The 26,902-nt window shown below is 40.2% G+C and carries 31 protein-coding genes and 2 pseudogenes; 20 read left to right on the forward strand and 13 right to left on the reverse strand.

Annotation, left to right across the window (positions count from 1 at the left end):
* The first annotated feature begins 106 nt into the window (after positions 1-106).
* Complete coding sequence (locus MTF70_RS20805) at positions 107-316, forward strand: cold-shock protein (RefSeq protein WP_017634094.1); 210 nt, start codon at positions 107-109, stop codon at positions 314-316.
* A 206-nt stretch (positions 317-522) separates the two neighbouring features.
* Entirely contained in the window at positions 523-672 is a 150-nt protein-coding gene (locus MTF70_RS20810) for a hypothetical protein (protein ID WP_165615990.1), read from the forward strand.
* A 604-nt stretch (positions 673-1,276) separates the two neighbouring features.
* Here the strand turns inward: MTF70_RS20810 and MTF70_RS20815 are convergent.
* The 3 genes from MTF70_RS20815 to MTF70_RS20825 all read right to left on the reverse strand — a co-directional run bounded on the left by MTF70_RS20815 (position 1,277) and on the right by MTF70_RS20825 (position 2,878).
* The gene (locus tag MTF70_RS20815) at positions 1,277-1,594 is read right to left on the reverse strand and encodes a hypothetical protein (RefSeq protein ID WP_171343335.1); all 318 of its coding nucleotides are present in this window, start codon (positions 1,592-1,594) and stop codon (positions 1,277-1,279) included.
* 91 nt (positions 1,595-1,685) lie between these two features.
* Entirely contained in the window at positions 1,686-2,255 is a 570-nt protein-coding gene (locus tag MTF70_RS20820) for a hypothetical protein (protein ID WP_171343336.1), read from the reverse strand.
* A gap of 407 nt (positions 2,256-2,662) precedes the next feature.
* Positions 2,663-2,878, reverse strand: a complete 216-nt coding sequence (locus MTF70_RS20825; protein ID WP_080996187.1) for a Txe/YoeB family addiction module toxin — start codon at positions 2,876-2,878, stop codon at positions 2,663-2,665.
* Positions 2,879-3,626: 748 nt separating this feature from the next.
* Between MTF70_RS20825 and MTF70_RS20830 the strand changes: the two genes are divergently transcribed.
* From MTF70_RS20830 to MTF70_RS20860, 6 genes and pseudogenes are all read left to right on the forward strand, one after another.
* Positions 3,627-3,962, forward strand: a complete 336-nt coding sequence (locus MTF70_RS20830; RefSeq protein ID WP_047104544.1) for a hypothetical protein — start codon at positions 3,627-3,629, stop codon at positions 3,960-3,962.
* An 8-nt stretch (positions 3,963-3,970) separates the two neighbouring features.
* Positions 3,971-4,079: pseudogene (locus tag MTF70_RS24455) on the forward strand (DUF3265 domain-containing protein); the annotation flags it as partial.
* 449 nt (positions 4,080-4,528) lie between these two features.
* Positions 4,529-5,293, forward strand: a complete 765-nt coding sequence (locus MTF70_RS20840; RefSeq protein ID WP_171343302.1) for a hypothetical protein — start codon at positions 4,529-4,531, stop codon at positions 5,291-5,293.
* A gap of 28 nt (positions 5,294-5,321) precedes the next feature.
* Positions 5,322-5,963, forward strand: coding sequence for a hypothetical protein (locus MTF70_RS20845; protein ID WP_248394417.1), 642 nt, complete (start codon positions 5,322-5,324; stop codon positions 5,961-5,963).
* A 143-nt stretch (positions 5,964-6,106) separates the two neighbouring features.
* Positions 6,107-6,616, forward strand: coding sequence for a GNAT family N-acetyltransferase (locus MTF70_RS20850; RefSeq protein ID WP_031779151.1), 510 nt, complete (start codon positions 6,107-6,109; stop codon positions 6,614-6,616).
* A 145-nt stretch (positions 6,617-6,761) separates the two neighbouring features.
* Positions 6,762-7,109, forward strand: a complete 348-nt coding sequence (locus tag MTF70_RS20860) for a hypothetical protein (RefSeq protein ID WP_145531947.1) — start codon at positions 6,762-6,764, stop codon at positions 7,107-7,109.
* 22 nt (positions 7,110-7,131) lie between these two features.
* Here the strand turns inward: MTF70_RS20860 and MTF70_RS20865 are convergent, their stop codons facing one another.
* From MTF70_RS20865 to MTF70_RS20880, 4 genes are all read right to left on the reverse strand, one after another.
* Positions 7,132-7,989, reverse strand: a complete 858-nt coding sequence (locus MTF70_RS20865) for an IS110 family transposase (protein WP_348983408.1) — start codon at positions 7,987-7,989, stop codon at positions 7,132-7,134.
* A 292-nt stretch (positions 7,990-8,281) separates the two neighbouring features.
* Positions 8,282-9,034, reverse strand: a complete 753-nt coding sequence (locus tag MTF70_RS20870; protein WP_248394398.1) for a hypothetical protein — start codon at positions 9,032-9,034, stop codon at positions 8,282-8,284.
* Between the two features lie 107 nt (positions 9,035-9,141).
* The gene (locus tag MTF70_RS20875) at positions 9,142-9,816 is read right to left on the reverse strand and encodes a hypothetical protein (RefSeq protein ID WP_171343402.1); all 675 of its coding nucleotides are present in this window, start codon (positions 9,814-9,816) and stop codon (positions 9,142-9,144) included.
* Positions 9,817-10,139: 323 nt separating this feature from the next.
* Complete coding sequence (locus MTF70_RS20880; RefSeq protein WP_171343403.1) at positions 10,140-10,487, reverse strand: helix-turn-helix domain-containing protein; 348 nt, start codon at positions 10,485-10,487, stop codon at positions 10,140-10,142.
* A gap of 192 nt (positions 10,488-10,679) precedes the next feature.
* Here MTF70_RS20880 and MTF70_RS20885 point away from each other — a divergent pair, with 192 nt between their 5' ends.
* Together MTF70_RS20885 and MTF70_RS20890 are read left to right on the forward strand one after the other, a co-directional pair.
* The gene (locus MTF70_RS20885; RefSeq protein ID WP_248394400.1) at positions 10,680-11,087 is read left to right on the forward strand and encodes a nuclear transport factor 2 family protein; all 408 of its coding nucleotides are present in this window, start codon (positions 10,680-10,682) and stop codon (positions 11,085-11,087) included.
* A gap of 45 nt (positions 11,088-11,132) precedes the next feature.
* Positions 11,133-12,113: a zinc-binding alcohol dehydrogenase family protein gene (locus tag MTF70_RS20890; RefSeq protein ID WP_171343405.1), complete on the forward strand. Its 981-nt coding sequence runs from the start codon at positions 11,133-11,135 to the stop codon at positions 12,111-12,113.
* Positions 12,114-13,075: 962 nt separating this feature from the next.
* Here the strand turns inward: MTF70_RS20890 and MTF70_RS20895 are convergent.
* On the reverse strand, positions 13,076-13,450 hold the full coding sequence (locus tag MTF70_RS20895; RefSeq protein WP_171343406.1) for a nuclear transport factor 2 family protein: 375 nt from the start codon (positions 13,448-13,450) through the stop codon (positions 13,076-13,078).
* A 110-nt stretch (positions 13,451-13,560) separates the two neighbouring features.
* Between MTF70_RS20895 and MTF70_RS20900 the strand changes: the two genes are divergently transcribed.
* Together MTF70_RS20900 and MTF70_RS20905 are read left to right on the forward strand one after the other, a co-directional pair.
* Positions 13,561-14,424 (forward strand): LysR family transcriptional regulator, encoded by an 864-nt coding sequence (locus MTF70_RS20900; RefSeq protein ID WP_171343407.1) that lies wholly within the window; start codon positions 13,561-13,563, stop codon positions 14,422-14,424.
* 264 nt (positions 14,425-14,688) lie between these two features.
* Positions 14,689-15,707, forward strand: a pseudogene (locus tag MTF70_RS20905) (IS110 family transposase).
* Between the two features lie 580 nt (positions 15,708-16,287).
* Here MTF70_RS20905 and MTF70_RS20910 read toward each other — a convergent pair.
* A complete protein-coding gene (locus MTF70_RS20910; RefSeq protein WP_171343409.1) occupies positions 16,288-16,656 on the reverse strand; it encodes a hypothetical protein in 369 nt (122 codons plus the stop codon).
* 372 nt (positions 16,657-17,028) lie between these two features.
* Between MTF70_RS20910 and MTF70_RS20915 the strand changes: the two genes are divergently transcribed.
* The 7 genes from MTF70_RS20915 (at position 17,029) to MTF70_RS20945 (ending at position 21,318) form a co-directional block, all read left to right on the forward strand.
* Complete coding sequence (locus MTF70_RS20915; RefSeq protein ID WP_248394402.1) at positions 17,029-17,394, forward strand: hypothetical protein; 366 nt, start codon at positions 17,029-17,031, stop codon at positions 17,392-17,394.
* Positions 17,395-17,625: 231 nt separating this feature from the next.
* On the forward strand, positions 17,626-18,159 hold the full coding sequence (locus MTF70_RS20920) for a PadR family transcriptional regulator (RefSeq protein WP_017634104.1): 534 nt from the start codon (positions 17,626-17,628) through the stop codon (positions 18,157-18,159).
* A complete protein-coding gene (locus MTF70_RS20925; RefSeq protein WP_248394404.1) occupies positions 18,156-18,326 on the forward strand; it encodes a hypothetical protein in 171 nt (56 codons plus the stop codon). Before MTF70_RS20920 ends, MTF70_RS20925 begins: the two co-directional genes overlap by 4 nt.
* Positions 18,327-18,705: 379 nt before the next feature.
* Positions 18,706-19,338, forward strand: a complete 633-nt coding sequence (locus MTF70_RS20930; RefSeq protein ID WP_248394405.1) for a hypothetical protein — start codon at positions 18,706-18,708, stop codon at positions 19,336-19,338.
* The gene (locus MTF70_RS20935) at positions 19,331-19,654 is read left to right on the forward strand and encodes a hypothetical protein (protein ID WP_248394407.1); all 324 of its coding nucleotides are present in this window, start codon (positions 19,331-19,333) and stop codon (positions 19,652-19,654) included. The genes MTF70_RS20930 and MTF70_RS20935 overlap by 8 nt, the downstream gene beginning before the upstream one ends.
* 3 nt (positions 19,655-19,657) lie before the next feature.
* The gene (locus MTF70_RS20940) at positions 19,658-20,809 is read left to right on the forward strand and encodes a phage tail protein (RefSeq protein WP_248394409.1); all 1,152 of its coding nucleotides are present in this window, start codon (positions 19,658-19,660) and stop codon (positions 20,807-20,809) included.
* Positions 20,806-21,318 (forward strand): hypothetical protein, encoded by a 513-nt coding sequence (locus MTF70_RS20945; RefSeq protein ID WP_017634110.1) that lies wholly within the window; start codon positions 20,806-20,808, stop codon positions 21,316-21,318. Before MTF70_RS20940 ends, MTF70_RS20945 begins: the two co-directional genes overlap by 4 nt.
* Positions 21,319-21,398: 80 nt before the next feature.
* On the opposite strand, the gene MTF70_RS20950 is transcribed toward MTF70_RS20945, so the two are convergent.
* On the reverse strand, positions 21,399-22,898 hold the full coding sequence (locus MTF70_RS20950; RefSeq protein WP_248394411.1) for a bifunctional diguanylate cyclase/phosphodiesterase: 1,500 nt from the start codon (positions 22,896-22,898) through the stop codon (positions 21,399-21,401).
* Positions 22,899-23,281: 383 nt separating this feature from the next.
* Here MTF70_RS20950 and MTF70_RS20955 point away from each other — a divergent pair, with 383 nt between their 5' ends.
* Positions 23,282-24,871, forward strand: coding sequence for a sensor domain-containing diguanylate cyclase (locus tag MTF70_RS20955; protein ID WP_248394413.1), 1,590 nt, complete (start codon positions 23,282-23,284; stop codon positions 24,869-24,871).
* Positions 24,872-25,332: 461 nt separating this feature from the next.
* Here the strand turns inward: MTF70_RS20955 and MTF70_RS20960 are convergent, their stop codons facing one another.
* From MTF70_RS20960 to MTF70_RS20970, 3 genes are all read right to left on the reverse strand, one after another.
* Positions 25,333-25,629: a YkgJ family cysteine cluster protein gene (locus MTF70_RS20960; RefSeq protein ID WP_031812801.1), complete on the reverse strand. Its 297-nt coding sequence runs from the start codon at positions 25,627-25,629 to the stop codon at positions 25,333-25,335.
* A gap of 225 nt (positions 25,630-25,854) precedes the next feature.
* On the reverse strand, positions 25,855-26,307 hold the full coding sequence (locus MTF70_RS20965; protein WP_054579183.1) for a GIY-YIG nuclease family protein: 453 nt from the start codon (positions 26,305-26,307) through the stop codon (positions 25,855-25,857).
* Between the two features lie 114 nt (positions 26,308-26,421).
* Positions 26,422-26,679 carry a hypothetical protein gene (locus tag MTF70_RS20970; protein ID WP_248394415.1) on the reverse strand — a complete coding sequence of 86 codons (258 nt, stop codon included), beginning with the start codon at positions 26,677-26,679 and terminating at the stop codon, positions 26,422-26,424.
* Positions 26,680-26,902: the final 223 nt, after the last annotated feature.

The following is a 26,902-nucleotide window of genomic DNA, read 5'->3' on the forward strand; positions in this document are numbered from 1 at the left end:
GTGTCATCCCTAGCAAGTTTTTCTCTGTATCTCCCTTAATTCTATATCCTTAAAATAATACTTATGTTCAGTGCACCTTAATTTTAATTTATATAAGGGGCATAATATGTCTAATCAAGTAATTGGTACAGTAAAGTGGTTTAATGAAGCTAAAGGCTTCGGTTTCATTTCTCAAAATAACGGCGACGACCTATTCGTTCACTTCCGCAACATCGTTGGGGATGGATTTAAAAAACTTATTGAAGGCGACAAGGTTTCTTTTACCGTAGGTAAAGGTCCTAAAGGGCTTCAAGCAGAAAATGTAACGACGTTGTAATAGTCTTACAAAACTTAGCTTCCTTATCGCTTGTAATCCAGTGGTAAGGAAGTAGTAGCTCTGATCAATAGTTGTTTCAGATAAAAAAGTATAAAGTCAGTTTTCCCAGCGTCATCCTTAATAAGTTTCTCTGTAAGCTCCCTTCATTCTATATCATAAAATAACGCATGTTCAGTACACCCTAATCATTAAGTAAGGGGCATTGTATGTCTAATAAAATCATTGATTTAATAAATGTATCTAATAATAAAAAAATCAGTAAAAAGAAAAAATCAAATAGTCAAAAATCAAAACTTGACCTACTTCAAAGAATAACAAGTGGCCAAAGTGGTGTGGTTTTGGAGGTTTTATTTTGAAGAATAATGGTAGAAAGAAAATTTGGTTTAAATTAAGAAATAAAAATAAAATTTTTGAAAGCCAAACTCATAATTAATTTTTCTTAACGTATTTTATCTTATCAATAGTAACTATTGACTCTGGAGTGGTACGTTAACGAACATCGCCAGTTTTTGAGCCATTTGCTCATCAACAAGACCATTCTAATAGCTCAATCCAAACACCATTGAAAGGCGAAATAGCTCGGTGAAGTAGTCTGCTACCTCACTACATTAACCAAATGTCAGGTAACGGATTAAGCTTTACCCGTAGTGCCTTGTGGACACCGGTAAAGAACACAGTAAAACGTTGATAACTGACTCATTATCCGACTAATCCTAATCTTCTTGAGAAGTTTATTCCATTTCTTGGACGAGACTGAACTTGTCCATTACTTTCTCTAAACGCTCTGTCGAAAACCTTGCTCAGATCATCAATCTTGTCGCGCCGTTTTTTCTTGTAGGCGATGTCGCAGCCGGTAATTGGCGGGTTAGTTTCTGTTCTGTAAGAAGTGAAACTAAATTGACTAGATTCCTGACGAGGCACTATTTCAGTAACTCGGCCCAACCGAACTACTGGAATAAGTTATTTAATGTTGATACCTAATCGAACTGATATGCCTAGAACGTTGGCCAGCCCGATAAGTGACGATAAAGAAGGGTTGTCGCGCGGGTGTAAGGTGTTGTCCATACCCTTAACTTGTGAAACAACTGCTAAGGCATCGGCGATTATCGCTGGTTCACCAGTGCTTGCTGCTTCATCAATATAGGCTTGGATAGCCTGTTGATCGGTTAAGTAATCGGATGGGTTAAACTCTTTGATCGCATTAGATGGCTTGCAAAGCGAGTCTGCATTCATGTTGTCTTGAAACTTAGCCACTATTGAAAAATCATAGTCTTTCAATTATTGATCCTCCTTTTAAGCAATTACGATACGCATAAAGAAGCTACCAGCTATACGCTGATGGCAGCTGAGACTTTATGACTTTATGACTTTATGACTTTATGGGAATTATTAGGTTAGTTTGGATATTGATGAATAGGTTTGCGTACTTATCGCTATTCTTCATCAACCTGGTCTCTAGATGATGGTTAATTACATCCATCAGACGAGCGCGTTCTACTAGCTCCATTGCTATCTTGTTTTTTTTGTATAACCAATCTGCTATGTCGCTAAGTCTCCAAAGAGGATCTTTCTTTGAAGCCTTTCGTACTGGCACAGGGAAGCCTCCGCCGCCAAATGTACCCTTTTTGTATTTTGCTAGTGTGCTTTTCTTAACCTCGGTGAACTCTGCAGCTTCGCCCAAACTCACAAGGTCGCCCTCAATCGAGATAACTTGTAAATCGTAGCCCTCGACCGATTCTACGTCCTTAATTGCTTGTGTAACCGCTTGAACGAACGTTCCGGCCTCTCGTTCAAATTCGATATACAGCATTTCATCAACAGACATTACCACAGCGTCAGAACAAGCGCCCTCGTATAGTTTGCGTGACACATCAAGTAGATCGTTGTCGTTCGTGATATTGATGTTGCCGATGTTTAAGGTGAACTCATAAATGCTCATTGAACTCTCTCTGCACTCCATTTATGTGTACAATTGTGCCTATACTATCAATTAGGCACAAAAAAGCCACTGTGCTGGTGGCTTAATGGTTAACTGTTCTCTCTCTTCTCAACGCAGCGATAAACGGCCATAGTAATTTCCCAACCGTTTGTAATCGCACTTTCATTGACGTAATCCTTGTCTTACTTGGCGCAATGCGTGGTAAATTCGCTTAGCATGGCCTTGTAATTGGTCATTGACGAATCATAGTTAACCTGTACATAGTCCTTATTTGCAATATCGATGTTATAAGATTGTCCCTAAACAGCGACACAACCAGACAGTAACAACGGTAGTAGACAAACAATTTTCCGCATTTCTTTTGGTACCTATTATTTTGATGTTTCTATTTTTGATGTTTGGATTGCCTAATAATGATAGCGGCATGAAATAATGGTTATCGCCTGATTATCCACGGCATAGACCAACCTGTTCGTATCATCAATACGGTGCGACCAAAATCCTGACAGGTTCTCCTTTAGTGACTCAGGCTTCCCTATCCCCTCAAAAGAGGAACGTTTAACGTCATTAATCAACTTATTGATGCGCTTTAGGGTCTTTTTGTCTTGCTTTTGCCAGTGCAAAGCACATCAGTCCAAGTAAAGCGCTTAGGTCACTTCGTAAGATCAACATTAGGTGGCGAACGTCACGAATGTCTCGAGCCAATTTTCAGTATTTTTCCTATTCTTGGGCCTGGCCAGAAGCAACACCATCATCGCTTCCAAATGTGATTTTAAACGTCACGTAATACTGTGAGAGAGTAATAAAGATTCATACTAGACAGTGGCAGCGATCACATAGGTATGCTGCTATTTCTAAAATGTTTATGCCCAAGGTGTGCTGACGGGATGTGTAACACAGAAATGCCCCAAGATGTGTTTAGAGCGCAAGAAGCCGTCATGAGATTTATTTGTGAAACAAGCTGTTTCCCAATTGTCCAACAGGTTGTTGGACAAACTCTAGTAACCAATTATGCAAGAGGGTCTTGCACGATTGCGAAACAGGTTGTTTCGTAAATCACCTCTGCTCCAACCCGCTTCTGATCTCGTCGCTTCGGCAATAGAACTAACTAATGCCCCAAAACAATTCAGAGTAAAAGCTCTTACTTACTTCGAATCTATAATTTTCCCCTATTAAAAGTTATCCGAAGAAGCTTGGGTAACAGCATTTTTCTGAAATTATAAGGCATCGTGCAATCTAATCTCTGTTAACTTTCGTTAACCTATTGATTACACATTGATGTGTTATTAAAAAGGTTGCATCATAGCAATATGAAAGGCGGCTAAAAGCCGTCTAGAAAGCGTTAGCTTAAATCATTAACAAGGATGTGTAATGAGAAACAAAAAATGGGTATTTGCGGCGATTTTACTCATTGGCGGACCTTCACTATTGCCCTTTAGTTTGGAAGTGATTTCTGCAATCGAGTTATTTGGCTTTTTGGGCTTATGGACAATTTATTCATCCTATGCAGAATATTTGGTGAATCATCCTAGATTCAAAAGAGGTCTTTGCTTAGCGACGAGTTGGGATTTTCAGCCTCAAATGCTGTTCTCTCTAAGTGAGCTTAAGGCATGTCCCCAGTTAGTTTTCCATATGCTTCCAGTTCAAAGCATTATGGTTTGGACTCTGAATATTCTGTTTTGGGGTGGTGTAGCGTGGTGCTACTAATTTAAGCTAACAAACAGTTCAAGAGGGATTCAGCACGCGTGGCATTTTTGATATGCGGAGGTTTTTGGTGTTGAAGTGCTATGCAGAGGCTTGGTTATTGCGTGCTTCACCCCTTAACTGGGCGTTATTTCCGCAACGGATCTCTCAGGCTAAATGTACGTGATTGTAGCCTAAGAGTGAAAGTGGCGGGGTAATAGGGTGGAAAAGCGGCGAAAAGGGCGAATATTGGTCATTTCCATGCTAGCCTTAAAGCGCTTTAAGCGCACCTTAATATGGCGCAGCAATTAAAGAGTGACGCTAAAGCGATTTAAGGTAGTGAGCTGCCAAATACTTCGGCTTCGATTTTTGCCTGCATGCCGAAAATTTCTCGTCATATCAAAAGATTAGGCGTAAACATAGCCGACTTTAGTTGCGGAATAACAAGACGTTCAAGGCGATTCGAAACGCATTGGGGTTTTAGTGCCCAAATAGGCACGGATTTATCAGAGTTTATTTTAGGTTAGGGTGCATGTGCGTCTCTCACACCTTAACTGCGCGTTAAGTGTATCAGAATAGGTTTTTTGTTTATGGCAAAAATGAGTTTTATAAGAAGATTCAAAATGCTTACAATTTGGAACAAAGTTGGAGCAGTTGGTTCAGTTGCTTCAATCATTGGTTTGTTAGCATTATTTGTACCGTCATATGAAAGTGAGAGCCATGATGACTTGTATATAAAAGGAGCTCGTTTTGAACCTGTACATAATTTCTTTGTTTCTGAATATCAAGGTTTTCCTAATAACCTTTATGAAACAGCTTTCCTTTATTTTACAGTTTTGAACGTTAGTGATTCAGATGTTTTTATCACATCACTAGATGTAGTTGATGTAGACAAAAGAGGGGTTTTGTCAAACGCGTCCTCTAGTTCTGGTCTTAGCGGTGACATAAGTAAAAACACTGTAGTCAGAATACCGGCAGGTCAAGAAGTTGAACTTGGGTATTCTGGCGGTTTCAAGTTTTCCGGATTAGTTAAGTCGTTAGATTTAGCTACTTTTTCAGAAGAGTACTATTTCTCTGATACATCGCCAAAGATCTCGTCAAGAACTAACTTAGTTCAAGAATTTAACGAGAAATTGGTAACTGTGTTAGGGGGAGAAACTAAGATTAGGGTTAAGTTGTATGTAGGTAATCAAACTCTTATTGCTGAGCATGAGTTTGACATTACTGAAGGTACTGACATCTTTGAAACGAATGGCAAAATACAGCACTCATACTTTTTGGGTGACTTAATACACCATCTCAATTCTCCATACTCGAAAGATACACTTAACAAAGCATTTAAGAGTGATTCCTAACGCTTGGCATTTTTCATTCCATCTTTGGGTGCAGTATTTACGGTGGTATGGTTGGGTTTCGTGGTCGCGTTACTCACACCTTAATGCGGCGTTAAGCTTCAATGAGAAAACTATGGATTACGAAGAACTAAAAAAGCAAGGAATCGAGAATTTTCTTGCCGACGAAGAACTTAATAAAGCCGATAAAATTGAACGTTTTGTTGAGTTAAATGAACTGTTTGGACCACAAGGTGACAAGCTGTTAACCGGTGGTATGCAATCACAACTTGCGTTACATGAAGTAGCTAATAGCTATGTCAATGGAAACTACATGGCTGTTGTTCTGCTTGCTCAAGCGTTTATCGAGCATTCTTTATCTGGCGAATTCATAATGCGAGGTCAAAACGCGATTGCAGAATCGTCATTTAAAAAGATTATCGATAACTCACTGAGCGAGAGTATTATAGGTGAAGAGCTTTACGTTTCACTGGAAGCTCTAAGGAAAATTAGAAATCCGTATGTGCATGCTAAAGCGGGTATCAAATCAGGCTCCCTTATAAAAAAGATGATCGATGGGCGCTTTGAGTCAGCTGAACTTTTAGCCAAGTCTGATGCACTAGAATCACTGTCTATCCTTAAAGCCTTTATGGAACAAAACGTAGTTATGTGGTTCCCTGAAGAAGAAGCTTAACAAACTGTTCAAGAGGGATTCGCAACGCGTGGCATTTTTACTATGCGTTGGTTTAAGTGATTAGGGCGGTATGCGGCGACTTCGGTATTGCGTTGCTCACCCCTTAACAGGGCGTTATAAAGCTCGAAGAAAAAGGACATTTCGTGGAAATTCGAACAGGCAAACTTGAAGATGTTGCTGGTATCACCGACATCTTTAATTTTTATATTGAGCATACTAATGCACGTTTTGAGGAAGTTCCATTTACTCTGGAAAATCGTCAGAAATGGTTTTCTCAGTTTTCTAGCACTACCAAATATCAACTATATGTAGCCACAGAAAACGGCGTGTTGCTAGGTTTTGCCTGTTCCCAACAGTACAGAGCAATTTCAGCTTTTGACGACACCGTAGAAGTGACCGTTTATTTGGCACAAGAAGCAAAGGGGAAAGGTTTAGGTTCTAAACTATATACTCAGTTGTTCTCATCAATTCGTGCTTATGGTGTCCATCGTGTATTGTCGGGTGTTGCATTACCAAACGACGCATCAGTTGCATTACATAAGCGGTTTGGTTTCAGAGAAGTTGGAGTTTTCAATGAGTATGCAAAGAAACATGGACAGTACATTAGCTCGGTGTGGTTAGAAAAGGCGTTTAACGTAGAGTCAGCTTTATAACAAACAATTTAAGAGTGATTCGGCACGCGTGGCATTTTTACTATGCGTTAGTTTTAGTGGTTAAGGTGGTATGCGGAAGTATCGTATTGCGTGCCTCACACCTTAATTGGGCGTTATGCGCTTGCAGAAATGGAGATAATCAATCATGGAAGATTTAGCTAATTCATTAAGAAGCTCTGGCATAAAAGTTAAAATTAAAAAAGGAAAAATTGCAGTTAGGCTTGACGGACTTTCAAATCCGGTTTCGATAATAAAAGATATATCTGCTGATGAGTATAAAGTGAAAACGAATGATTCGATTTTATCGATAATTGCCAGTCTTTTACTATTTAGTGGTCTATCAGGTATTTATGAGTTTAGTGGTAATACCTTGATAAATATTGCACTTATCTCCGTTTCTATATTGTCTTTTGTTACAGTGTTACTTACAGAGTTTAAGTTGACTAGATTACGCGCTACCGTAGCTGCGTTCAATCGTGGAGAACGCGCATAACAAGAGACTATGGCGTCAATAGTTAATTTTTGAGGCTATCTGTATCCCACATAACACCATCTCTTAGCATTGAATTTAAGATAACAACCATCTTTCTCATGCAGGCAACAATGGCAACTTTTTTCGGTTTTCCTGCCGTAAGTAGTCGTTCATAAGTTGCTCTGAAAACAGGGTTGCATTGGATAGCCGACATCATCGCCATGTACATAACGGTCCTAACTTGAGTCCGCCCTCCTTGTATCAGCCGCTTACCTTTAAAGCGGCCACTTTCTCTTGTTATCGGTGCGACACCAATGAGAGAAGAAGCTTGTTTGTTAGTGATAAAGCCCAACTCGGGTACATTACTAATTAGGGATGCCGCAAGGACTTTACCAACACCAGGCATGCTTTGGAGAATAGTATTTTTGGCTTGATACTCAGGACAACTCTCAATCAGTTTCGCTATCTTTGCTTCTACTTTTTCAATCTGATTTTTCAGGGCGGTAAGGATAGGGGTAATCGTAGACGAGATATTCTTAGGTAATATTTGTAGTCGGTTTCTTTCCATGGTTTGCATGGTGAGTAGCTGGTTACGCCTTGTGACTAAGTCACTCATAAGACGTATGTTTTCGCTTTTTAGTTTGGTCAGTTCTGGCTGAACACGTTCGGCATAATGTGCGATGAGAGCGGCATCTAAACGGTCGTTCTTAGCTCGTTGACCAATGGCACCAGCAAACCTTTTAATACGTAGTGGGTTGGCAATAACATAAGGTAATTTGGCTTTGTCACAGGCGAGTATAAAAGGCATTTCTAATCGACCTGTAGCTTCGATGACGACACGTTGAGGTTTGTGTTTCTTAATGGTTTTTATGGCATCGCTGATGTCATTTACGGAATTAATTGCGACTTAAAATAAATAAGTGCGACATCGTTTATTTTAGATAGGCTTTAGTCTTCTCTGGTTTATGTTTTTTACTAATGTGGGAGAGGAATAAAGTTCTATACTAAAATAGCGGTGATCACATCAGAGTGCTGCAATTTCTAAACCTAAAATGGGCTTTGTTGTACTGTTTCCAGTTAGTTGTTTTGTAACGAGGTTTCGGCATGAGGCTACGACGATTGATGGGTGTAGCCGATCAGATCGTTGCTTCTAGATTTAGTTCCATCTATTTAAGCAACAAAGCCTCAGTAACTTATTCAAAGGGAATATACTTGTGTTCTTCTAGATATTCATATAGTGATGTTAGTATGGCTAACTGTATGATCCATAATAATAAAGTAATTACATATGACACAAACTCAAGCACAATGTTATTGTCTCCTGAGAGTATATATTTTAGTACGATTGAACATGCAATAGGGAGTAGTCCAACAAGAATAAACACTTCTTTCCTTATTCCCTCACAGGATAAAATAGCCGTTCTAAATGTAATTCCTCCACTCAGATTTATAGTTGAAGGGAGTACAATAACTATTTGAGAAATAATCCCCATGGTTGGTAGCATTGCTATTAATATACCAATATTCAATGCATTTAAACTTTTTTGGCCAAATCCGGACCAAAATATAGACATAACAATAAAAAGCGATACTGAAAAGAGTAGAAATGTAATTAATATCAGTGATAATAGCCTTAAAATATAGCTAAGAACTCCATCAAAACCAGAAGAACTACTTGATGAGCGATTAAAAGAAGAACCATTAATGATAATTCTATGTGTCATTATAGATAGGTATATGAAAGAAATAGATGCTAATATAGAGCAAATTGACAATATAATGTGGTACTCAAATTTTCCCATATTATGTTCAAAAGACTTAATAAAGAATTCAAATATATAGATCGCCAATAGCGGAAAAGAAGAAAGTATAATAGAATTTATATTTTCATGTATTGATGATAAAGAATCATTTATTATCTTAAGTATAGATATTTTTTTCTTCATATTTAAAAATCCAAATTAGAAAGGTGGTAATGTTACCACCTTTCCGTAACCAGATAAATACAAGTTAAATCAGCAGATCAACAATCTAGTCGGGATGATTTCACTACTTATCGTCCACCCCAAGGAGTGTTGCACCCTTGACAACCATCACTATTTTCGTTTACTCCACCAGAGTGATTGCTCTCGTGATCATTGCCGTGTTTATCATCCCCAGGTCCACCGTAGTTACCACCGTCATTACCTGACTGATGCGAATCAACGATCAAGTGAACATCATCAATAACTACATACTCAGGAATCCCGTTGAGGGCTCCTGAAGCGAATTTTGCGTATGAAGCATTTACAATCGTAGCTGTATTCTTTGAAGTTGAAGCCGTTGCAGTAGTTCCGATTACTTGGCCATAATTATCTACTACAAATCCCGCTTGGCATATTGCACATCCCGGAACTGGAGCAGTATATACGCTATATTCGTCGCTCATGATACTCTCTAGATCATCCACGCCTTCAAATACTGTTAACCCAACTGTAGCACTCCAAGATGACAAATCATCTTCTGAATAATTCCAATCAAAATTCCCCTCGTCCGTTGTAGTCATTCCAACTGATATACTCACTTTACCTGCAGGAGTGTTCCCAGAAATACTCAGGACTGTGCTATGAGGGAAGTGTTGTCCACAGCCACCATTACTCTCACATTGAGGCATTACCTTCGTAGTTATTCCATTAGGGTTGTTGTCAAAAGTAACTGCAACTCGACTTACCTGATTATAGTTGTCCATAGTGTGTGAGAGTAATAAAGTCTCATACTAAGTAATAAAGATTCATACTGAGTATTAAAGTATCATACTAAAATGGCAGCGATCACATAGGTACGCTGTCATTTCTAAAACATTTATGCCCCAAAACTATTTAGTTCTTTTGTTCACTTACATTCTATTAGTGTGTACTAGTCTTACTAAAAGTTATCCGAATAGCAAAAAGGAGCAAGTCTGAACTCCTTTATTTAAAATCCAACTCTTAGTTGAGGGTAATGCTGAATGAGAAAAGAATCGTTCAAGTAGTAATAGCGCCAAAAGATAGAGAATGGGTATTCTACACCTAATTACCTCGAATCCCAGTCGTCCGCTTTTTGCACAATAAAATTAACTATTTGTGCAAACTCTTTTCCTTTATGTGTTAAGCCATAGTTTACGGTCACTGGTATAGTATCTTCTTGCCTACGCCATACAAAGCCATACTGTTGAAGCAGCTTCAAACGTTCTGTGAGCACTTTACTTGAAACCAACGCTAACTGTTTGCGAATTTGTCCAAAACGCATTTCATCACTTTGACCCAAAAGCCAAACGATATGAGCTGTCCACTTCGTGGATATCAAAGTTAAATACTTATCCACGCTACAGTAGTCATCGTGCTGTACTTGATGATTCACTACCTTTTTTGTCACTTTCATAATAATCCATATTGCTCTTATGCATTAGTGATCAGTCTAATGTTCAAGCTTACCACAAACCATTAGTTACCTTTGTGTAACTAGTTACTTTTTAGTAGCTAATTTTAATTAGTAACCAAGTTCATTATTGTTATCAAACCAGCAACGCACCAATTGGGTTTACATTGGCACAGTAATAATCAAGGACTAATTATGCGATTTATTTTACTTTTTCTCCCTATTTTCTCATTTGGCCTACATGCTACAGAATATGTCAAGCCTCAAACACCTGGAGAGCTTCACGCTCTTTTTGGACAGTATTTTGCCCAGCACGATTTAGAAGGTTTGAGCACTCTCTTTGATAAAGATGCAGTACTCGTCCTCGATAAAGAGGGTAATCAAGCTAGAGGTCATGACGAAATAAAAGAGGTATTAAAAACATTCATGCAAGGTGATGTGGAAATGGTGACAAAAAGTGTATCTATCCACATTAATAATGACGTTGCCATGATTCGCTCGGAGTGGGAGATATCAAATACTATGACAGGAACAGCTCTTGAAGTTATGCGCTATGTGGATGGTGGCTGGGTTTACATTATAGATAACCCCAACGGATTTTAGTTTAGAAATTAAGCGAATTTAAACAAATAAAATAGGTAACAACTTATGAAAGCAGTGCAATTAAAAGCATTTGGTGGCATCGAAAACCTAGTTACTAGTGAAGTAGAAAAACCAACTATTACTTCAACACAAATTCTAATTAAGGTGGCATTTAGTGGCATAAACTACGCTGACACGTACATCCGAAAAGGTGCTTTCCCAGGGCTCCCTACGCCACCCTTTACTCTAGGAATAGAAGGCTCTGGCATTGTAGAGTTGGTAGGCAACGACGTTAAAGGCTTTCAAGTTGGTGAACTGGTTGCCTTTGCTGGAAACCAAACATACGCTGAATATGTGGTCATCGATACACAAAGCACACAATCTTGGGAAGTCGCTGTCCCAGTAACACTTCAAAAAGATATTGCTAGTAGCATTGCTATGTCCGCTCGAACAGCAATGTTGTTAACATACAGAGTGAATCATGCTCAAAATAAAATTGCGTTGGTACATGGTGCAGCAGGCAGTGTCGGTAGTGTATTAGTACAACTTCTAAAAAAACAAGGTTATACGGTTATTGGCTTAATAGGTTCTGATGATAAATATAGTTTCGTGAAGGAATTGGGCTCAGATGTCGTACTCAATTATAAAAATCATGGACTTAATAAAACCATTTTTCAACAATTTCCTGAAGGGTTAGATCTGATCTTTAATGCCACTGGCGGAGATACGATTGCAAGAGATATCGAGTTACTGGCTGAAAACGGCCACATCATTTGGTACGGTTTTGCCCAAAGTAATCAAGCGCCTCAGCTCGAATCAGCTATCAGTAATGCATTCATGAAATCGATAAAATTTGAAGTATTTAATGGTGGCTCGGTTTGTAGGCAAGACAACATTCGAGCAATTAAAGAGCTTGAAGAGCTGATACAAAACAATGAATTAAAGATCCACATTCATAGTCATTACCCACTTGATTGTGCATTTTTAGCTCATGAAGAGCTTGAACAAGGTCAAACGCAAGGCAAACTATTACTTCAAGTGGAATGAAAATCGTAAGGCATGGCTCAGTAATGACTGAGCCTATTTTCAAGTCACTTCCTATTTCGAATCGAATTAGCAAATGCACTTGTGATCTTTTACTGATGAGAGAGTTTTACTGCTATATCTCACTTTTCCAGAGCCGTCACAGTAGGCACTTTCTAAGGAGATAGTGTGATTACTCAGTGGCAGAACATTTCATTGACACCATAAATGTCATTGTAGGTGCGGGAGCCGCTGCCTAAATGTGTGAACGCCTTTGGTTCACAATACAACTCTAACTCCAAAAATCCTGTCTCAGAGCCAATTCAGTAATGGAAGTTGAGGTTTACTCCATTCTACTTCAACACTGAAGTTCTAATATCGTATATGGAAATTACCATCAACTTTCTTCCTAAATGATATTTGAAGGTTTACGGATGCTTTCGCTATCTTTTTCAAAGACTAGAAAGAACAGAGTCATTTTACTTTCCTCAGAACGATATGTGTTGGACAACTAAATCCTAATAGACGTATAGAACTTGATGCCTTTTTCAATATTCTTAATTTTATGAGTTGAAAGGTTAAAAGATTCAGAACCCATCCGCCTGGGAGCTTTGAGGGCATTTTTTGAGATTTTTATGAATAATTTCAATGTAATAGTCAGTTAGGTGACATAAGTAGGCAAGCCCTTTAACGCCAAAACACTCTCCGATAAGAAGACCATGTTCGATAATCTTGCTACGGGTAGAATCTAAACCATCTACAACGATGTTACATTTCCAATATCTTTCGATTGCGCCCGTCTATCTAGACACGGTCATATTGGTTTCAGCTTGATAACTCAATTCCAACATGGTTTGTTCTGAGTCAAAGGACAGGTAGTAGTGCGACTGTCCTTTAGTTTAGCTACATATCTAATCGGTTCTGATAAAAACCCAGAGTGATCTCTGGATTTTTTATCATTAGGCGGTGTGCCGCAATTCTCACTATTAACGCTCACCTTGGACTTCAAAATCATCATGAACCAATCGGGCATGTCCGTCACTCTCAACAACCCAGTGCTCTCGATGCACAACACCAAAGGCATTATTCATTGTCCATTTCGAAGAAAGAATATAACCATCGTCACCACACGGCTCCCATTTGACATCGGTATAGATTATGTCTCTGAACCCCTTATCCATAATACCTTGCCAGAATGCTTGAATGGCATCCTTACCTTCAAAAGTACCAAATGGTCGTGCATACATTGTGCTGGCTTGAGTATATTGCTCTGCACATCCTTTAGCATCCTGTGCATTGAATGCCTTTTTCCAATCCTCAATGCCCTTCTTGCAAGCAGCTAATACATCACGTTCTAACATCACAATCTCCTCAATTAATATCGTAGCGTTTCGAGTATTAGATTACATATATCAATTACCAAGAAAAACAGAGATAATGAAAATTACTGTTTAATTAAAGAGAACAATAAATGAATAGACTAAAGCAGATGTCTATCTTTGCCTACATAGTTGAAGAAGGCTCTGTTTCAGCTGCTGCGCTCAAGCTCGACCTTTCTAAATCAGTGGTAAGTCAACACTTGAAAATTCTTGAACAAGAGCTAGGTTTGACGCTAATAAAAAGGACTACAAGAAGGCAGGCGCTAACTGCAACAGGAGAAGTCTTCTATCAAAACTGTAAAGAGATCAATTCCATTGCCAATTCAGCGTGGGAACAGGCTCAGGAATCTCAGGTTGAACCAAAGGGGCGCATACGTATAACGGCTCCAAATGCACTCATGGAGATACTAGTTACACCTGTGGTAGCAGAATTAATGAGGCGGTATCCGAAGCTTAAACCTGAGCTTATCAGTGATGATCAAGCCCTAAATCTTATGAAGCACGATGTGGATCTGGCAATTAGAGTCGGTAGCTCGCAGGATAGCAATCTCAAGCAAAAACGGATTGGTGAGTTCAGGGATGTTTTCTGTGGCATTCCAGACATAAAACTTGATGATATCGATAAGGAACCCTACATCGCTAACCACTGGCAAGGCAAGTTCGTTCGGCACAAGTTTAAGTCAAAGACGGGCAAAACTATGATTTATGAGAAAGAGGCCGACTGTATCGCTAACTCGTTTCACAGTTGTTTGGCTTTAATTAGATCAGGAGCTGGTATCGGTATCATTCCCGACTTTTATTTCTCTCAGATTGAGCCAGAGGTTGTATCTCTATTACCAGATATGATGTTACCTAAGAATCCCGTTTATGCGTTAAATCCATTCAATAAAAACACACCATTAGCCGTACAGCTATGTATCACAGCTCTTGAAGAACGATTAAGAAGTGGTGTTTAAGTATATGCTCTAGGCGAATATTATTTATTGCGCATTTATATGCAAGCTAGGTATTTCGAGTGAATTCAACACTCTGAAAGAAAATGTCCAGTTCCACGTCCGCGCAAATCTACCACCGGTGGCAACAACGATCTTTGACATTTTTGGATACGAAAAGTTATTCAATGATAGCTAAATTAGAAAGTCCACTAACTCACTAATAAGATGGTACGCCCCACACCTGCACTACACTCAGCTATGTCGCTGAATATGGGAGGTGCCATCATGTCGGCAATCAAAGTTATTGGAATCGATTTAGGTAAATCTACTTTTCATCTAGTTGGCCACGACTATAGTGGTCGTGAACAATATCGGCACAAATTATCTAGAAGTAAATTACTACAGTTTATCTCTGTGCATGAACCAACATTGATAGCAATGGAGGCTTGCTGTGGTGCTCACTGGCTTGCAAGAAAATGCCAAGAATATGGGCATCAAGTTAAGCTGATTCCCCCTCAATATGTTAAGCCATACGTGAAGAGTCATAAGAATGATTTTATTGATGCAGATGCTATAGCCGAAGCTGCGACCAGACCAAGAATGCGCTTTGTTTCACCGAAAACTGAACAAGCACAATTAGGAGTAGTTATTCGCAGGATTAGAACAGGCTATATTCGAGAGCGAACGGCAACGATGAACCGTATTGGTTCTATCCTTACTGAGTTTGGCTTCAGCTTTCCACGCGGGCATGCGAATATGAAGCGTCTTTTTCAATGGTTGGCAGATACAGGGCAGCCAGTTCCTTCTTTACTAGTCTTTGAGTTACGAGATCAGCTTAGTCATTACAATGATCTTAATGACAAAATTAAAGAGCAAGATAAGAAGCTGGAAACTCTTAATCGTGACAATGAGTTATTTACTATATTACAAACCGTACCAGGCATTGGACCTATGACAGCTTCTTGCTGCCAGTCTTCCGTCTCCGACCCTAAAGACTTTTCCAATGGCCGTAACTTTGCAGCTTGGCTAGGGGGTTAGTACCATTTCAATATTCAACAGGTGGAAAGCCAAGAATGCTAGGGATATCCAAGCGAGGTAACAAAGAACTTCGTGAGCTTTTTATCCATGCAGCTAGGGCTGTTTTATGGCGAGATGAAACTGCTCAGAGATACTTTGGCTCGTGGCTTACAGACTTAAAACTTCGAAAGCCTTTTAATGTTGCTTTAGTAGCTTTAGCCAATAAGTTAGCGAGGATAGCTTGGTCTGTTATGGCTACGAAGAAACCATTTGAAATAAGAGTATAAATCAAGTTTGCATATGAAAATGAAAGATGACAAAACGGTTAGACCACCAGATTGAAGACCTTGTGGACAGAACAGCGACATAGAACGCTTTCTCATTTTTGAGGACAATCTGGCGCGGATCTCATCGTAGAGCTGGGGCTATGTAGCATGTAGGTGTCCCCAATTAGACTCTGAATACATTAGCGCAAACCAACTCCGTTATTTGAATTTTTCACTTGCAAAACGGGGCGTACCATACATTTGTCCAAAAGTGATTTACAATCATTCTTCGTATCTAGCTTTGTGAAATAACATCTAAACAAGGTGCTTTGCTTTCATCCACTTAAATCGCGCCATAACTGCTTGATAGCGAACAGGCCACTCCATAGCCACTTGGAGATTGAGGGCGTAGAAAGTGCGTAAATCTCTAGGGGTGATAAGCTCAAACAAAGTCATATTTATTTAACTTGATCTCTTCTTTTGATATTTCTATCACCGTTGGCGTTCATCTTTAAGACAACGTCGTGTATCCTGGCAAACTACGAATTAATTCGGAAATTTTCCTTAATAAATTCGTCCAATGGGTAGATCGTCAGCATCGTTAAAACTGTTCTGCATACTGCTTTGTCATCTTCAAAAGGTGGCTGATATTGCGTAGCTGTTGGTCGTGAGTTGCTTGCGTTTGATCATCATCCAAAACCAATGACTGATTGGTGACATCACAATCAATGCCCTCTTTCTCGATCAAGTAAACCGTATCAGCTAGATAAGTTAAAAATTGATATTGGGAATCAATATCTGTGTAGCTTTCTTTGGCTTTGTAAGTAATCTCATCAAAATAAGCACAGAGTGAACCCCAAAACTTAACACTGCTACTTGCTGTCGCTTTCATCTCACAAATATGACCAACACGTAGCTTGATGTCAGTGAAAAATCGCTTTATCTGGTGGGCGTATGTGCCTCTCTGCATTAGCACTATACCAGGGTTAATTAATGGGTTTTACCGAAAAATTCATGAATTAAATTCATTTCTTAAACGGCTCCGATTGAGCGTAATCTAATCCCACCCCAGGATTATGGCAATCCCTTTTATTCCGAACATAAAATTTTATATCAATGTATATTTTTTTGATATTAAGGGCTAAATTAGTTATTGCATATATTATTTTTGATATGGTAGTCTCACCAACCCATTCCGAACACACTTAATTCTTTGTAGAAAATGACCGTAAAAACGTTCAATGCCAGCAAAGGCACTATTGTCCTGTCTAACCACGGAGCAACGGTGTCGATGGCCATTAACCGCGCCGCTGTCGCGGTAGCGAACGTGTGTGTGAGTTAGGTGTTAGGGAGTGTAGATGAGGAGAAAGCCTTTATTGAGGACGCAGACGAAAAAGCGATACGAAATGAAATGCCTCGCTTTTCCATGTGTGCAGATGTGGTTAGACAACTAGACAAGGCACTGACCAATGGCAATTCCAAAAACCAATTGAGCCTAATCATAGAGCTAATGGAAGCGCTACCACTAGATGGAACGGTCTACGAAATGCCACAACAAGTAGAGCTTATCCCGCACGATGAAATCTACATTGGATTTTTCGAGACTACCATCATTGACCGCATGCAAGGGCTAGGAATTATCACGTTATTAGGGGGCATGATGATGAGCGCCAAGCCGTCAAACTCAATGAGCGTGATGATTTTCTAGCAAGTTGGTCGGCGGGAGTTAATGAGGCTCGCAATGGCTCAGATCTGCATTATGCAGACTACAACAACAAATATGCGTTTACTGCCGGATACGAGCATTAACATAACCGCAACAAAAAGGCGTTAAAGGGAAGACTTACGCATTACTCAACAAGTAGAGAGTATTTATGTCATGGATTTATTGACGAGGATACGGGTGAAATTTGGCATCAATAACAAAAGGTAACTAACTATGAATTTGGGTAATCTACTTCTAGCAATTCTTGAGCAGAGAACACAAACAGGCTATGACCTAACAAACCGAACAATGCCTGAATCAGGCGCATGGCAAGCCAGCCACCAGCAAGTGTACCGCGAACTCGGTCGCATGACGGAAAAGGGGTTAGTGTCTCACGAAATTGAAGCGCAAGACGGTAAACCAGATCGCAAAAAATACAGCATAACTCAAGGCGGCGAACGTGTTCTGAACCTTTTACGCAACGAATCTACATGCGATATCCTGTCTATCATTCGTAGTCCGGCATCAGTGATGCTGGAAATCGGCAGCGAGACTTACTTCAAGTCGTACATTGAAAAACTCAATCAAGAAATCACTCAACTCAAAGAGAAGTTGAACGCGCACCAGAAAGAGAAAGGTGTGTTCTGTGACAACTTCACACTGCATGTAGAACGCGACATTGATGTGCGCAAAGCAGAGCTTAAGTTTGCCGAACGTTCACTATCTATGATCACTTCCTCAAACATTGCTACGGAGAATGCTGCGTGAAACCTCGCAAAGCCGTTTATCTTTTAGTTGACTCGCCAGCGCTTAAACGAGCCAAAGAGTGTTTAACTCGAAATCAGCCTTGGGACTACGAGGGTAAGCTCATGAAGATCGTCAACTGGGGTAACGGATGCGTAACGATGAAGGCAAGCCATGCCATCGGGTTTTGATTGAGAGTTACTTTTGATAGGTACAAAAAAACCGCGAATAAACGCGGTTTTTTTGCGGCTGGCCTTAGCAAACAGTTCGAATCAGCAAATTCGAGTTACCAGCCTTTTCATGTTCCACCAGCAAATGTGAAACAAGAGCAAGCAAATAGTAGGTGTTTTTAATGGCTTTGACAATAGCAGAGAAACTTCAAAGACAACGAGAGAAGCAAAAACAATCAATGGAACGTCGCATGCGTATGTATTACCCTTGTGTTATTATCACCACGATATTCCGAGCATTAATTAATATAAATACTATTAATAGGGCTAAAAAGCTTGGTTGATGGTGTTAAAATGACCAAGACTCCTCATCTTAAAAAGCGCACTTAGAGGTCACAACATGGCACGAATGCGCATAGCTGTACTTACTCTATCATCTGGCCAGCCACGGCTTATGCTTGCTGGTGTGAATGATGGTCAACTCCATATCATCGAATGCCAGCAATTAGAGCGTTCATTGATGAGTCTTAAGCTGACTTTGCCCGAGAAGTTAGAAAAGCTCAAAAAAAACGGTTTTATTGTGCTGGTGGACGAGGTTACTCCCTACTTTTCGAAGTATGGGCGCGCCGTTCGCTTGTTCGAACTGGACGCAAAAGGCAGACCGATCATTGTGTCGGCAATGGAAGCCTATAACTATCTCACATCCCTAAATGCTATCACCTACCCTCCTAACGCTGGTGGTCGCTTCGAAGTGTCGCCGTCCATCGTAGAAGAAGTGCGGGGAACGGATGGTAAACCCACGTACAACATTGACTGGTCAGAACTACGTCCTGATACCTACGCGCTCATGTTTGTGGTCTATGCAGCTACACAAGACAGTATTGGCGACACGGTAACACTTAAGAGCTTGTTTGGCTTGTTACGCAAGCCTAAGAAAGAGCCAGAAATGGCCTCGCGCGCAATGGGATTATTCAAGGCCAAAACGGGGCTAATCGCAGACGGTAATTATCGAATGGGAGGTGCTAATGAATAAGTTATCCCGCCTCTCAGCAGAGAACATCGAGGACGACATTCTACGGGCGCATTTCTTTGCGAAAGTCATGGAATACGTCAACCGTTCGGGCAATACCGAGCTGTTTGAGTACACCATTCGACTTGATGAAACCTACCGTGCCGATCTGGCCTCTTATCGTGCCTATGGCACGGTTGAGCTTGATTGGCTAGTGAGTCTGGTTTGTGACGTAGATGACCCAATGAATCCGCTACCCGTTGGCCAAACTATCAAGCTGCCACCAGCAGCGTGGGTACGCCGCTCTATGCGTCAATTCATGGACGAAATGGGGCTGTAACCTATGCCGAAGAAGTTTGTAGCGGAAAAACGGGATAACGGCTCATTTGCCAGCCTTGGCCTCAATGAAAAGCAGTTCAACCAGCTATTCAACAAAATTGAACAGGCGCAAAAGAGGAACCGCCGCAATGCTAAGCGAACACTGACCGCCTCAACGCTAGCCAAGCCAACTAATACAGCATTAAAGGCGCTAGGCGAAAAGGCTAAAGGGCAACGGTTTACCAAAGAAGACCTAATCAAGTTCGACAAGGCTCGCCAGCGACACAAAAAGGTCTATGACAGCAAGACAGCGGGTATTACCTATGCCTTTTTGGTGAAGAACTCGCGTCAAATGGACGTAGACCGTGCTAACAACCGTGTCGATGACGGTACGGGCATTCACAAGGCCACGTTGATCGGTATTAAGAACAATGTCGCGCTTATTCGTGTCCGAGCCTCAAGCGTGTCTAGGCATGAAGAACACCGAGTAAAGGTGCGTTTTGAGCAGTGGGATGAACTACTACACGAATCGCCTAATGGGGATTACAACCAAGCGGTGCAACTGGCGTGTGCTGGCCGTATTTCCTTTGATTGCGACTGCGGACGTCACCAGTATTGGTATCGATACTTGGCCACTATGGGTAACTACTGTATAGCACCGCCTAAAGAGTTTGCATTCCCGAAAATCCGAAACCCTGAATTGTCTGGTGTGGCATGTAAACACGTCCTTAAGGCAACAACCATGCTGCAATCACTGGCATGGCAATGCATCTTGGCCAACCAAATGAAACAGCAAGCGCGCCGTGTTGGTTTTGGCTCAGATAACAAAACGTACTTGCTCAACGAGAAAGAGAAGAAAGCCGCCGCTCGCAACCGTAAAACAATGGTGGATAAAGCCGCAGCTACGCGCGAACACGCGAAATATCTACGTGCTCAGAACGCAATGGAAAAACAGATCGCCAAACAGAAACGGGAAAGCGAAACTATTAAGCGCCAAGCGCGCAAACTGCGTCAGGAGTCCAACGAGAAGAAAGGTTATATCGATATGATTAAGGTCGGCTTCCAGAACTTCCATGACGGCTACAAGCTGCAAGGAAAGACTAAGAGTGAAGCTCTGACCAACTTCGCAAAAATGATGAACGTAACACCAAGCAGATTAGAGAGAATCATCAAATGAGTGACGCAGTTAAACCTGTAGTAAGAAAGGCTCGATACCAAGGCCATGTGCCCTTTAACCGTGTTTTAAGGGATGATTGGATTAAGGCCATCAAACTATCACCTGATCACTTTGAAGCGTCCCTGTATCGTCCTATTGAGCCAGAACTGGAACCAACGGATGATAATTACCAAAGCGAGTCAGTGCTAGAGCTAGAAACCAACCAAGACACGCTTACTTATCGTGAGCCAGAGCTGGTGGCTTTATTAGCTTGTCCAGATGAGCAAGAGAACTTTTTCATGATGGACGATGGTGACGAAAACCTTGGCGAGTCCTTAGAGCCGCTAATGCTGCGTATTGCTTCGCACCATGTTCCTGTTGGTAGTGTACTGGAATGGGATGAAGAAAACGCCGAGGGATTACGAACCGTGTGGTGGTACGTACATAAAGCCGTTGGCTATGGCACAGCGAATGTGGGCGTGATTTATATCTGCATACCAATGCGTGATTTTAACAAATTACTTAAGTAGAAAATTCACCACATAATGCAGCACCATCTTTAATGGCTAGGGTGCTCCCTGCGAAAGAGCAGAGAGGGGAATACAACATCTTAATACATAACATTTGCGATGTTATTTAATTTTCTATCCAATAAAGCAATGGGGATTGGACGACTTAAATAGAACCCTTGAACTAGCTCACAATCTAACTCTTCTAGAACACACAACTGTTCAAGGGTCTCTACCCCTTCAGCAACGACTTGAATACCAAATCCCTTTGCGATGTTGACTATGCCGGAAGTGATCGCTCTTGAGCGATAATCAATAGCGATGTTTTTAATGAAGCTTCGATCTATTTTTATTTCATCGACATCCAACTTATTGAATATTGCAAATGAGGTATAGCCAACACCGAAGTCATCAATAGAGAACCTCACACCAGATTTCTTGAGTTCCTTGACTAAACTTGCGCATTGTTCAACATCGTTTAACGTTGCTGTCTCTGTTATTTCTAAGCAGAGGTATTGTGCAAAATCAAGGTCTTTTTTTAAGTAATTTTCGATACGATGCATATCTTCAATGCTATTTAGCTCAGTAGCAGAAAGGTTCACTGATACCTCTTGAATGGCTCGTCCTAGAAGCTGCGTTTCTCTAAGTTGCTTTGATGCTTGCTTGAGGACTAGTTCTGTTAGAGCACTGCAGAGATTGTTCTCTTCTGCCAGTGTGATAAATACTGCAGGAGATATATCTCCATATTCGGGGTGTTTCCATCGAGAGAGCACTTCAACTCCAGCGACTCTCTTATCTTTAAGGCAATACTTTGGTTGAAATACAATCTGTATTTGGCCTTCTCGTATTGCGTTACGTAAGTCTGAAGTCATCTGTTGTCTCTGGAGCTCATGTTTAGCGAGCTCTTTGTCGTGGTAGCGGATAGTGTTTTTCGTGATCTTTGCTTGAGCAAGTGCATATTTAGCTGACGACATGAGCTGCTTTACACTTTCCCCATCAAATGGATAAAGCGCAACACCGATGGAGCATGTCAAATCAATACCATGACGTTTTGAGTTCTGCTTAAACTGCCTTTGAATAAGTGCTAAGTGCATATCAACTTGACTTTCGCTTTCCATACGAATCAAACAAGCAAATCCATCAGAATGCACCCTTGAAGAGAAAAGTGGAGAAACGGTAGAAGAGTTAATCGATTGTGCGATATCTTTTAGAAACAGATTACTCTTTACAAAACCGATTCGGTCGGAAACGGGCTTAAAATTGTCTATATCGAGAAGAAATAAAACATAATGTTCATCCTTTTTTGTATTATGAAACTTTTGTTCCAAATAGCGAAAAAAGACGTAGGGGCTATGTAAACCGGTTACATAGTCAATGTCATTGGCTCGTTCAATATACCTGTTGTTCTTTTTTATCAGCCCCCATAGCAAGAAAGAGGTGATCACAACAAATAGCATTCCTTTTAGTGACTGGACCGAGGTGTATACTTGTTGATTGTTAGATAGGAGATCTACCGCTTTGTCTGAGAACAATACCCACATTGACGCGAATGCAAAGTAGGACAAAACGAGCTTAGCGGAGCTGAGAAAGTTTTTTTTCATATAAACCACAAAATACTCGTGTACTGCCCAAGGTTAAGAGCATACTTAAATAAGTAAACTATCACCACATTGCATATCAAGCTAGCAATATATCAATTAGATTTTCAAAACAACATATTAAACACATGCTTTTACGGATTAAGTTGACGTTTCGTCGTAACAAGAACCTCTAATTGCCCCCATCCTAATATTGTTCAGGTCTAGAGCTTAGTTGCTGTATGTTTACCATCTATGTTGCTTATATGAGTTTCAAGAAATATATAAGCTAATAAGGAAGTTGCATATCAAACATGGCTGAACTGTCAAATCTGTTCAAACTGGATTTAATCGATTTACAGTTACGAGTAGAATCACTTTTAATAGACCAATGGATGACTTAATTTATGGAATACCTGGGTGAATCAAAGCGGCTGAGAGATAAGTTAAATTTAAGACAACTGATACTATTTTTAAGCATCTTTAGTATGATGGTCACCCTTCTAAACGCTTTTTACTCCATATATCATGTTCAACGTGAACTAACTGTCACTAACACCATTGAATCCAATCGTGTTTATGCTGAAAAAATGGCCAGAATGACGGACACTTTCATTGAATCAGCACTATCACAATTGGAGTACAGCGCACTTATGCTTAGAAGCAAGGTGCGAGATACAGATGAGTTGCAACAAGAAGTGGATCGGTTGAGGCTCCAAACCAATGCCTTTAACTCTGTAGTCATCGTCAATGCGAAGGGAATTATTGTTGCCGTTTCACCTGAAGCAATACAAGTGAAAGGTGTCCAATTAACAAGTGAAAGTTCGCTACAATCATTGAAAGCTAAGTCTCCAATCGTGACTGATCCCTTCGTATCTCCTGCAGGTAATTATCTGATAAGTATTTCCCACCCTATTTTCTCCGAACAAAAAGAGTATTTAGGATATGTCAGTGGCTCTATTTATCTCGATAAGAAGAACATGTTAATGAGCATACTTGGGCAACATAGCTATAGAGATGGGTCATACCTCTACGTTGTGGATAAGAATCAGACATTGATCTATCACCCTGATCGGCAAAGAGTGGGAGAAGTCATTGTTAATAATGACGCGATAAATGATGTTATTCAGGGAAATAAAGGTGGTAAAGCCATCATTAACTCCAAGGGTATTGATATGCTTACTGGGTACGCTCCAGTTAATGCTTCAGGTTGGGGGATAGTTGCACAGAAATCAGAAGGCTTAACTTTTTCTGTACTTAACGACCAAATGTGGGATGTGCTTGTAGAAACTTCTCCAATTGGAGCCATCACGCTTTTAGTTATTTGGATATCTGCGGCTTTTATCTCAAAACCGTTGTGGCAGCTAGCTAATGTAGTCAAAAGCTTTGAAAACCGTACTTCTGCTATACGAGACTTAAATGAAGTTAAACCTTGGTATTTTGAAGCTTCACATCTAAAGTGTTCATTTCTCAGCGCATTCAACATTGTATCCAACACCATTGACCAACTGCATATCGATACTTTAACGGATTCAATGACTGGGCTGTTAAACCGTCGAGGTTTAGATAAAGCCATTGATAACTTGCGTATACAAAACACTCCATTTTCTGTGCTCGCTCTGGATGTTGACTATTTCAAAAAAGTCAATGATACCTTTGGCCATGATGCCGGTGATGCCTTACTTGTCAGTGTGGCAAATATTATCAAGGCTCAGGCGAGAGAGATGGATATTGTCTGCCGCTCTGGCGGAGAGGAGTTTATGGTCTTTTTAGTTAAAACTGACATACGTCAAGCTGAATACGTTGCTGAGAGAATCCGAAAAGCCATTGATTCAAACGAGTTTGATGCTGTAGGTCACGTGACTATTTCTATCGGCATGTCTCAATGGTTTGCAGAAAGAGAACCGATCAACGCTATTCTTAAAGGTGCTGATGATGCGCTTTACCAGGCAAAACATAACGGTAGAAATAGAACTGAGGTGCATAAGGTCAACTGACTCGATCAATTTAATGTGTCATTTACTTTAGGTTCGTTGTAACTTAATTCAGACTTAGCGAACATATAAAGTTCACAACTTCAAGATACCTTTACTCTTAAAATTCAAGTGTATTAGGTTGAGCTGTCTCATAAGAATTTTTTTGTCAAGTCAAGCAAGCGAAACTTGTTACCAAGCTTCGTCTATCTCGTAATCCAACATGTAAGTAGTCTCGATGTAAAAAACATAATCTTTTACAGGTTAGCTCATTTCTCGTTCCTCAAGTTGCGAGTAGTAAGAAATGCTATCTGCTTCTAAAGCTTTATTTTACTGGATTGAGCTCGAACCCAATTTTAAGAGTAAGTAACGTAATATTGCAGCACCTTAATTATAAACATCAAACGCATAATGAAATTGCCGCGTGAGCCGAATCATTCTTGAGCGATTGATTTTACGAACAAAACAAACCTTAGCAATATGATTTATATGAACTTATCTCGCTCATCCAAACATTCATCTGAAGCCATTTCAAACTCGCGACATATCCAAGGACGATTTTCATAAATTTTGCACATTAAACTGTCTCTATCTAAAGCAGCACACCAACCATCACTTAGACGCAGCATTGACTCACTGCCATATTGATCACGTTTTATATACTGTTCTGGTACTCCCGTATCAGAAATGATCATTACCTCCAGTCGGCAACAGCATGCTTTACAGTTAGAGCAAGATATTTTTGAGGGATAAGTCGGTGTAGAAAAGGTGGGTATGTTCATAAGTAGCTACATTTTGGTTAATTACACATAATACCGTAATTTAGTACAAACTACTTACTTCTGATGTTCGCTATCTTGTGGATCATAATGCCCTGTTAAGGTATCAACGACGCTAATACCTTAGTTAAACAATTGTGCCATAAACACTAAACTGGCTTGGGGTGAAAGCGCCAAGCGTTACGAAGCCATCTCGAACAGTTTGTTAGCAGATTTATCAAAGCGATCCTATTTATTGTTTCCACCTTGCTTACCAAAAGCAGGCTTCAAATCATATGATATTGCATCTTCAATGAGCTGAAGGATCTCTATTGGAACATCATATTCAAGAATTCGAACCTCATAATTACCATCGAACCATTTATACATGTGTAATGAGTACGTTTTGTCAGGACAATAAATCAGATGTTGTCTTAACCTTTTTCGTAAACCAGTAGTTGAGGAACCGACATATAGAACATGTGATGGGGTATTTACTTTGCTACATGCTTTAAGCTTTTTCCGCTTAAAATCTACGAATGATTCAAACGTACTATCTGCGCATCCGCCAACCTCTTTGATGATATAAATCCCTTTATCAAGGTCTGGAATTTCATTAAAGCTAGAAACCCTAAAATCAGATTTAGGTTTGGCTGCTTTAGCTGTTTCACAGGTTCTAATTAATCTATCCAAGTATTCCATTACTGTCGTTTCTATCCTATTCTGCTAACGCCCTGTTGAGATGATGAGGTGCACGTACACCACCTTAAACACTAATTGCAACGCCACGCGTTGCGAATTTCTCTTAAATAGTTGTTATGTGCGTACTGTTTGTAGCAATTGCTCTGATAGTTCAGAAAATTGTTCAATTAACCAAGTTGAGCCATCATTCATATTGCACTCAAACTCATCTATAAGTGTTAACTCTCGGGAATTTAGGTCTTGCTTAGCTACATTTTCAATTGGGTAATGCTCTATATCCCAACCCCTTTTTTGAGCATTAGCTAACACAAGGTGAACGTATCGGTATTTCAAGTTACCTTGTGATTGAAGAGAGCCATCTCCTTTTAACACCGGTCGTCGAGACTTTCCTTCGAGAATCTTTACCACGTTAGATTTGTACTCATTCAGCCTCGCTTTATTCGAAGCTTTACCAACATAACGAAACTCCTTTTGTTCAGCAGAGATCTTAATGAAATACAGATATGGTTGAGTGAGATTGTAGTGGCATAGTGAATTTGGTCACTTAGTTAGAGGTGATATCATCACCTCATAAGTTAACAGGTGACACTATGAA

The sequence above is a fragment of the Vibrio sp. 2CM40D genome (assembly GCF_023161825.1).
In the GTDB taxonomy this organism is placed as follows: domain Bacteria; phylum Pseudomonadota; class Gammaproteobacteria; order Enterobacterales; family Vibrionaceae; genus Vibrio; species Vibrio alginolyticus.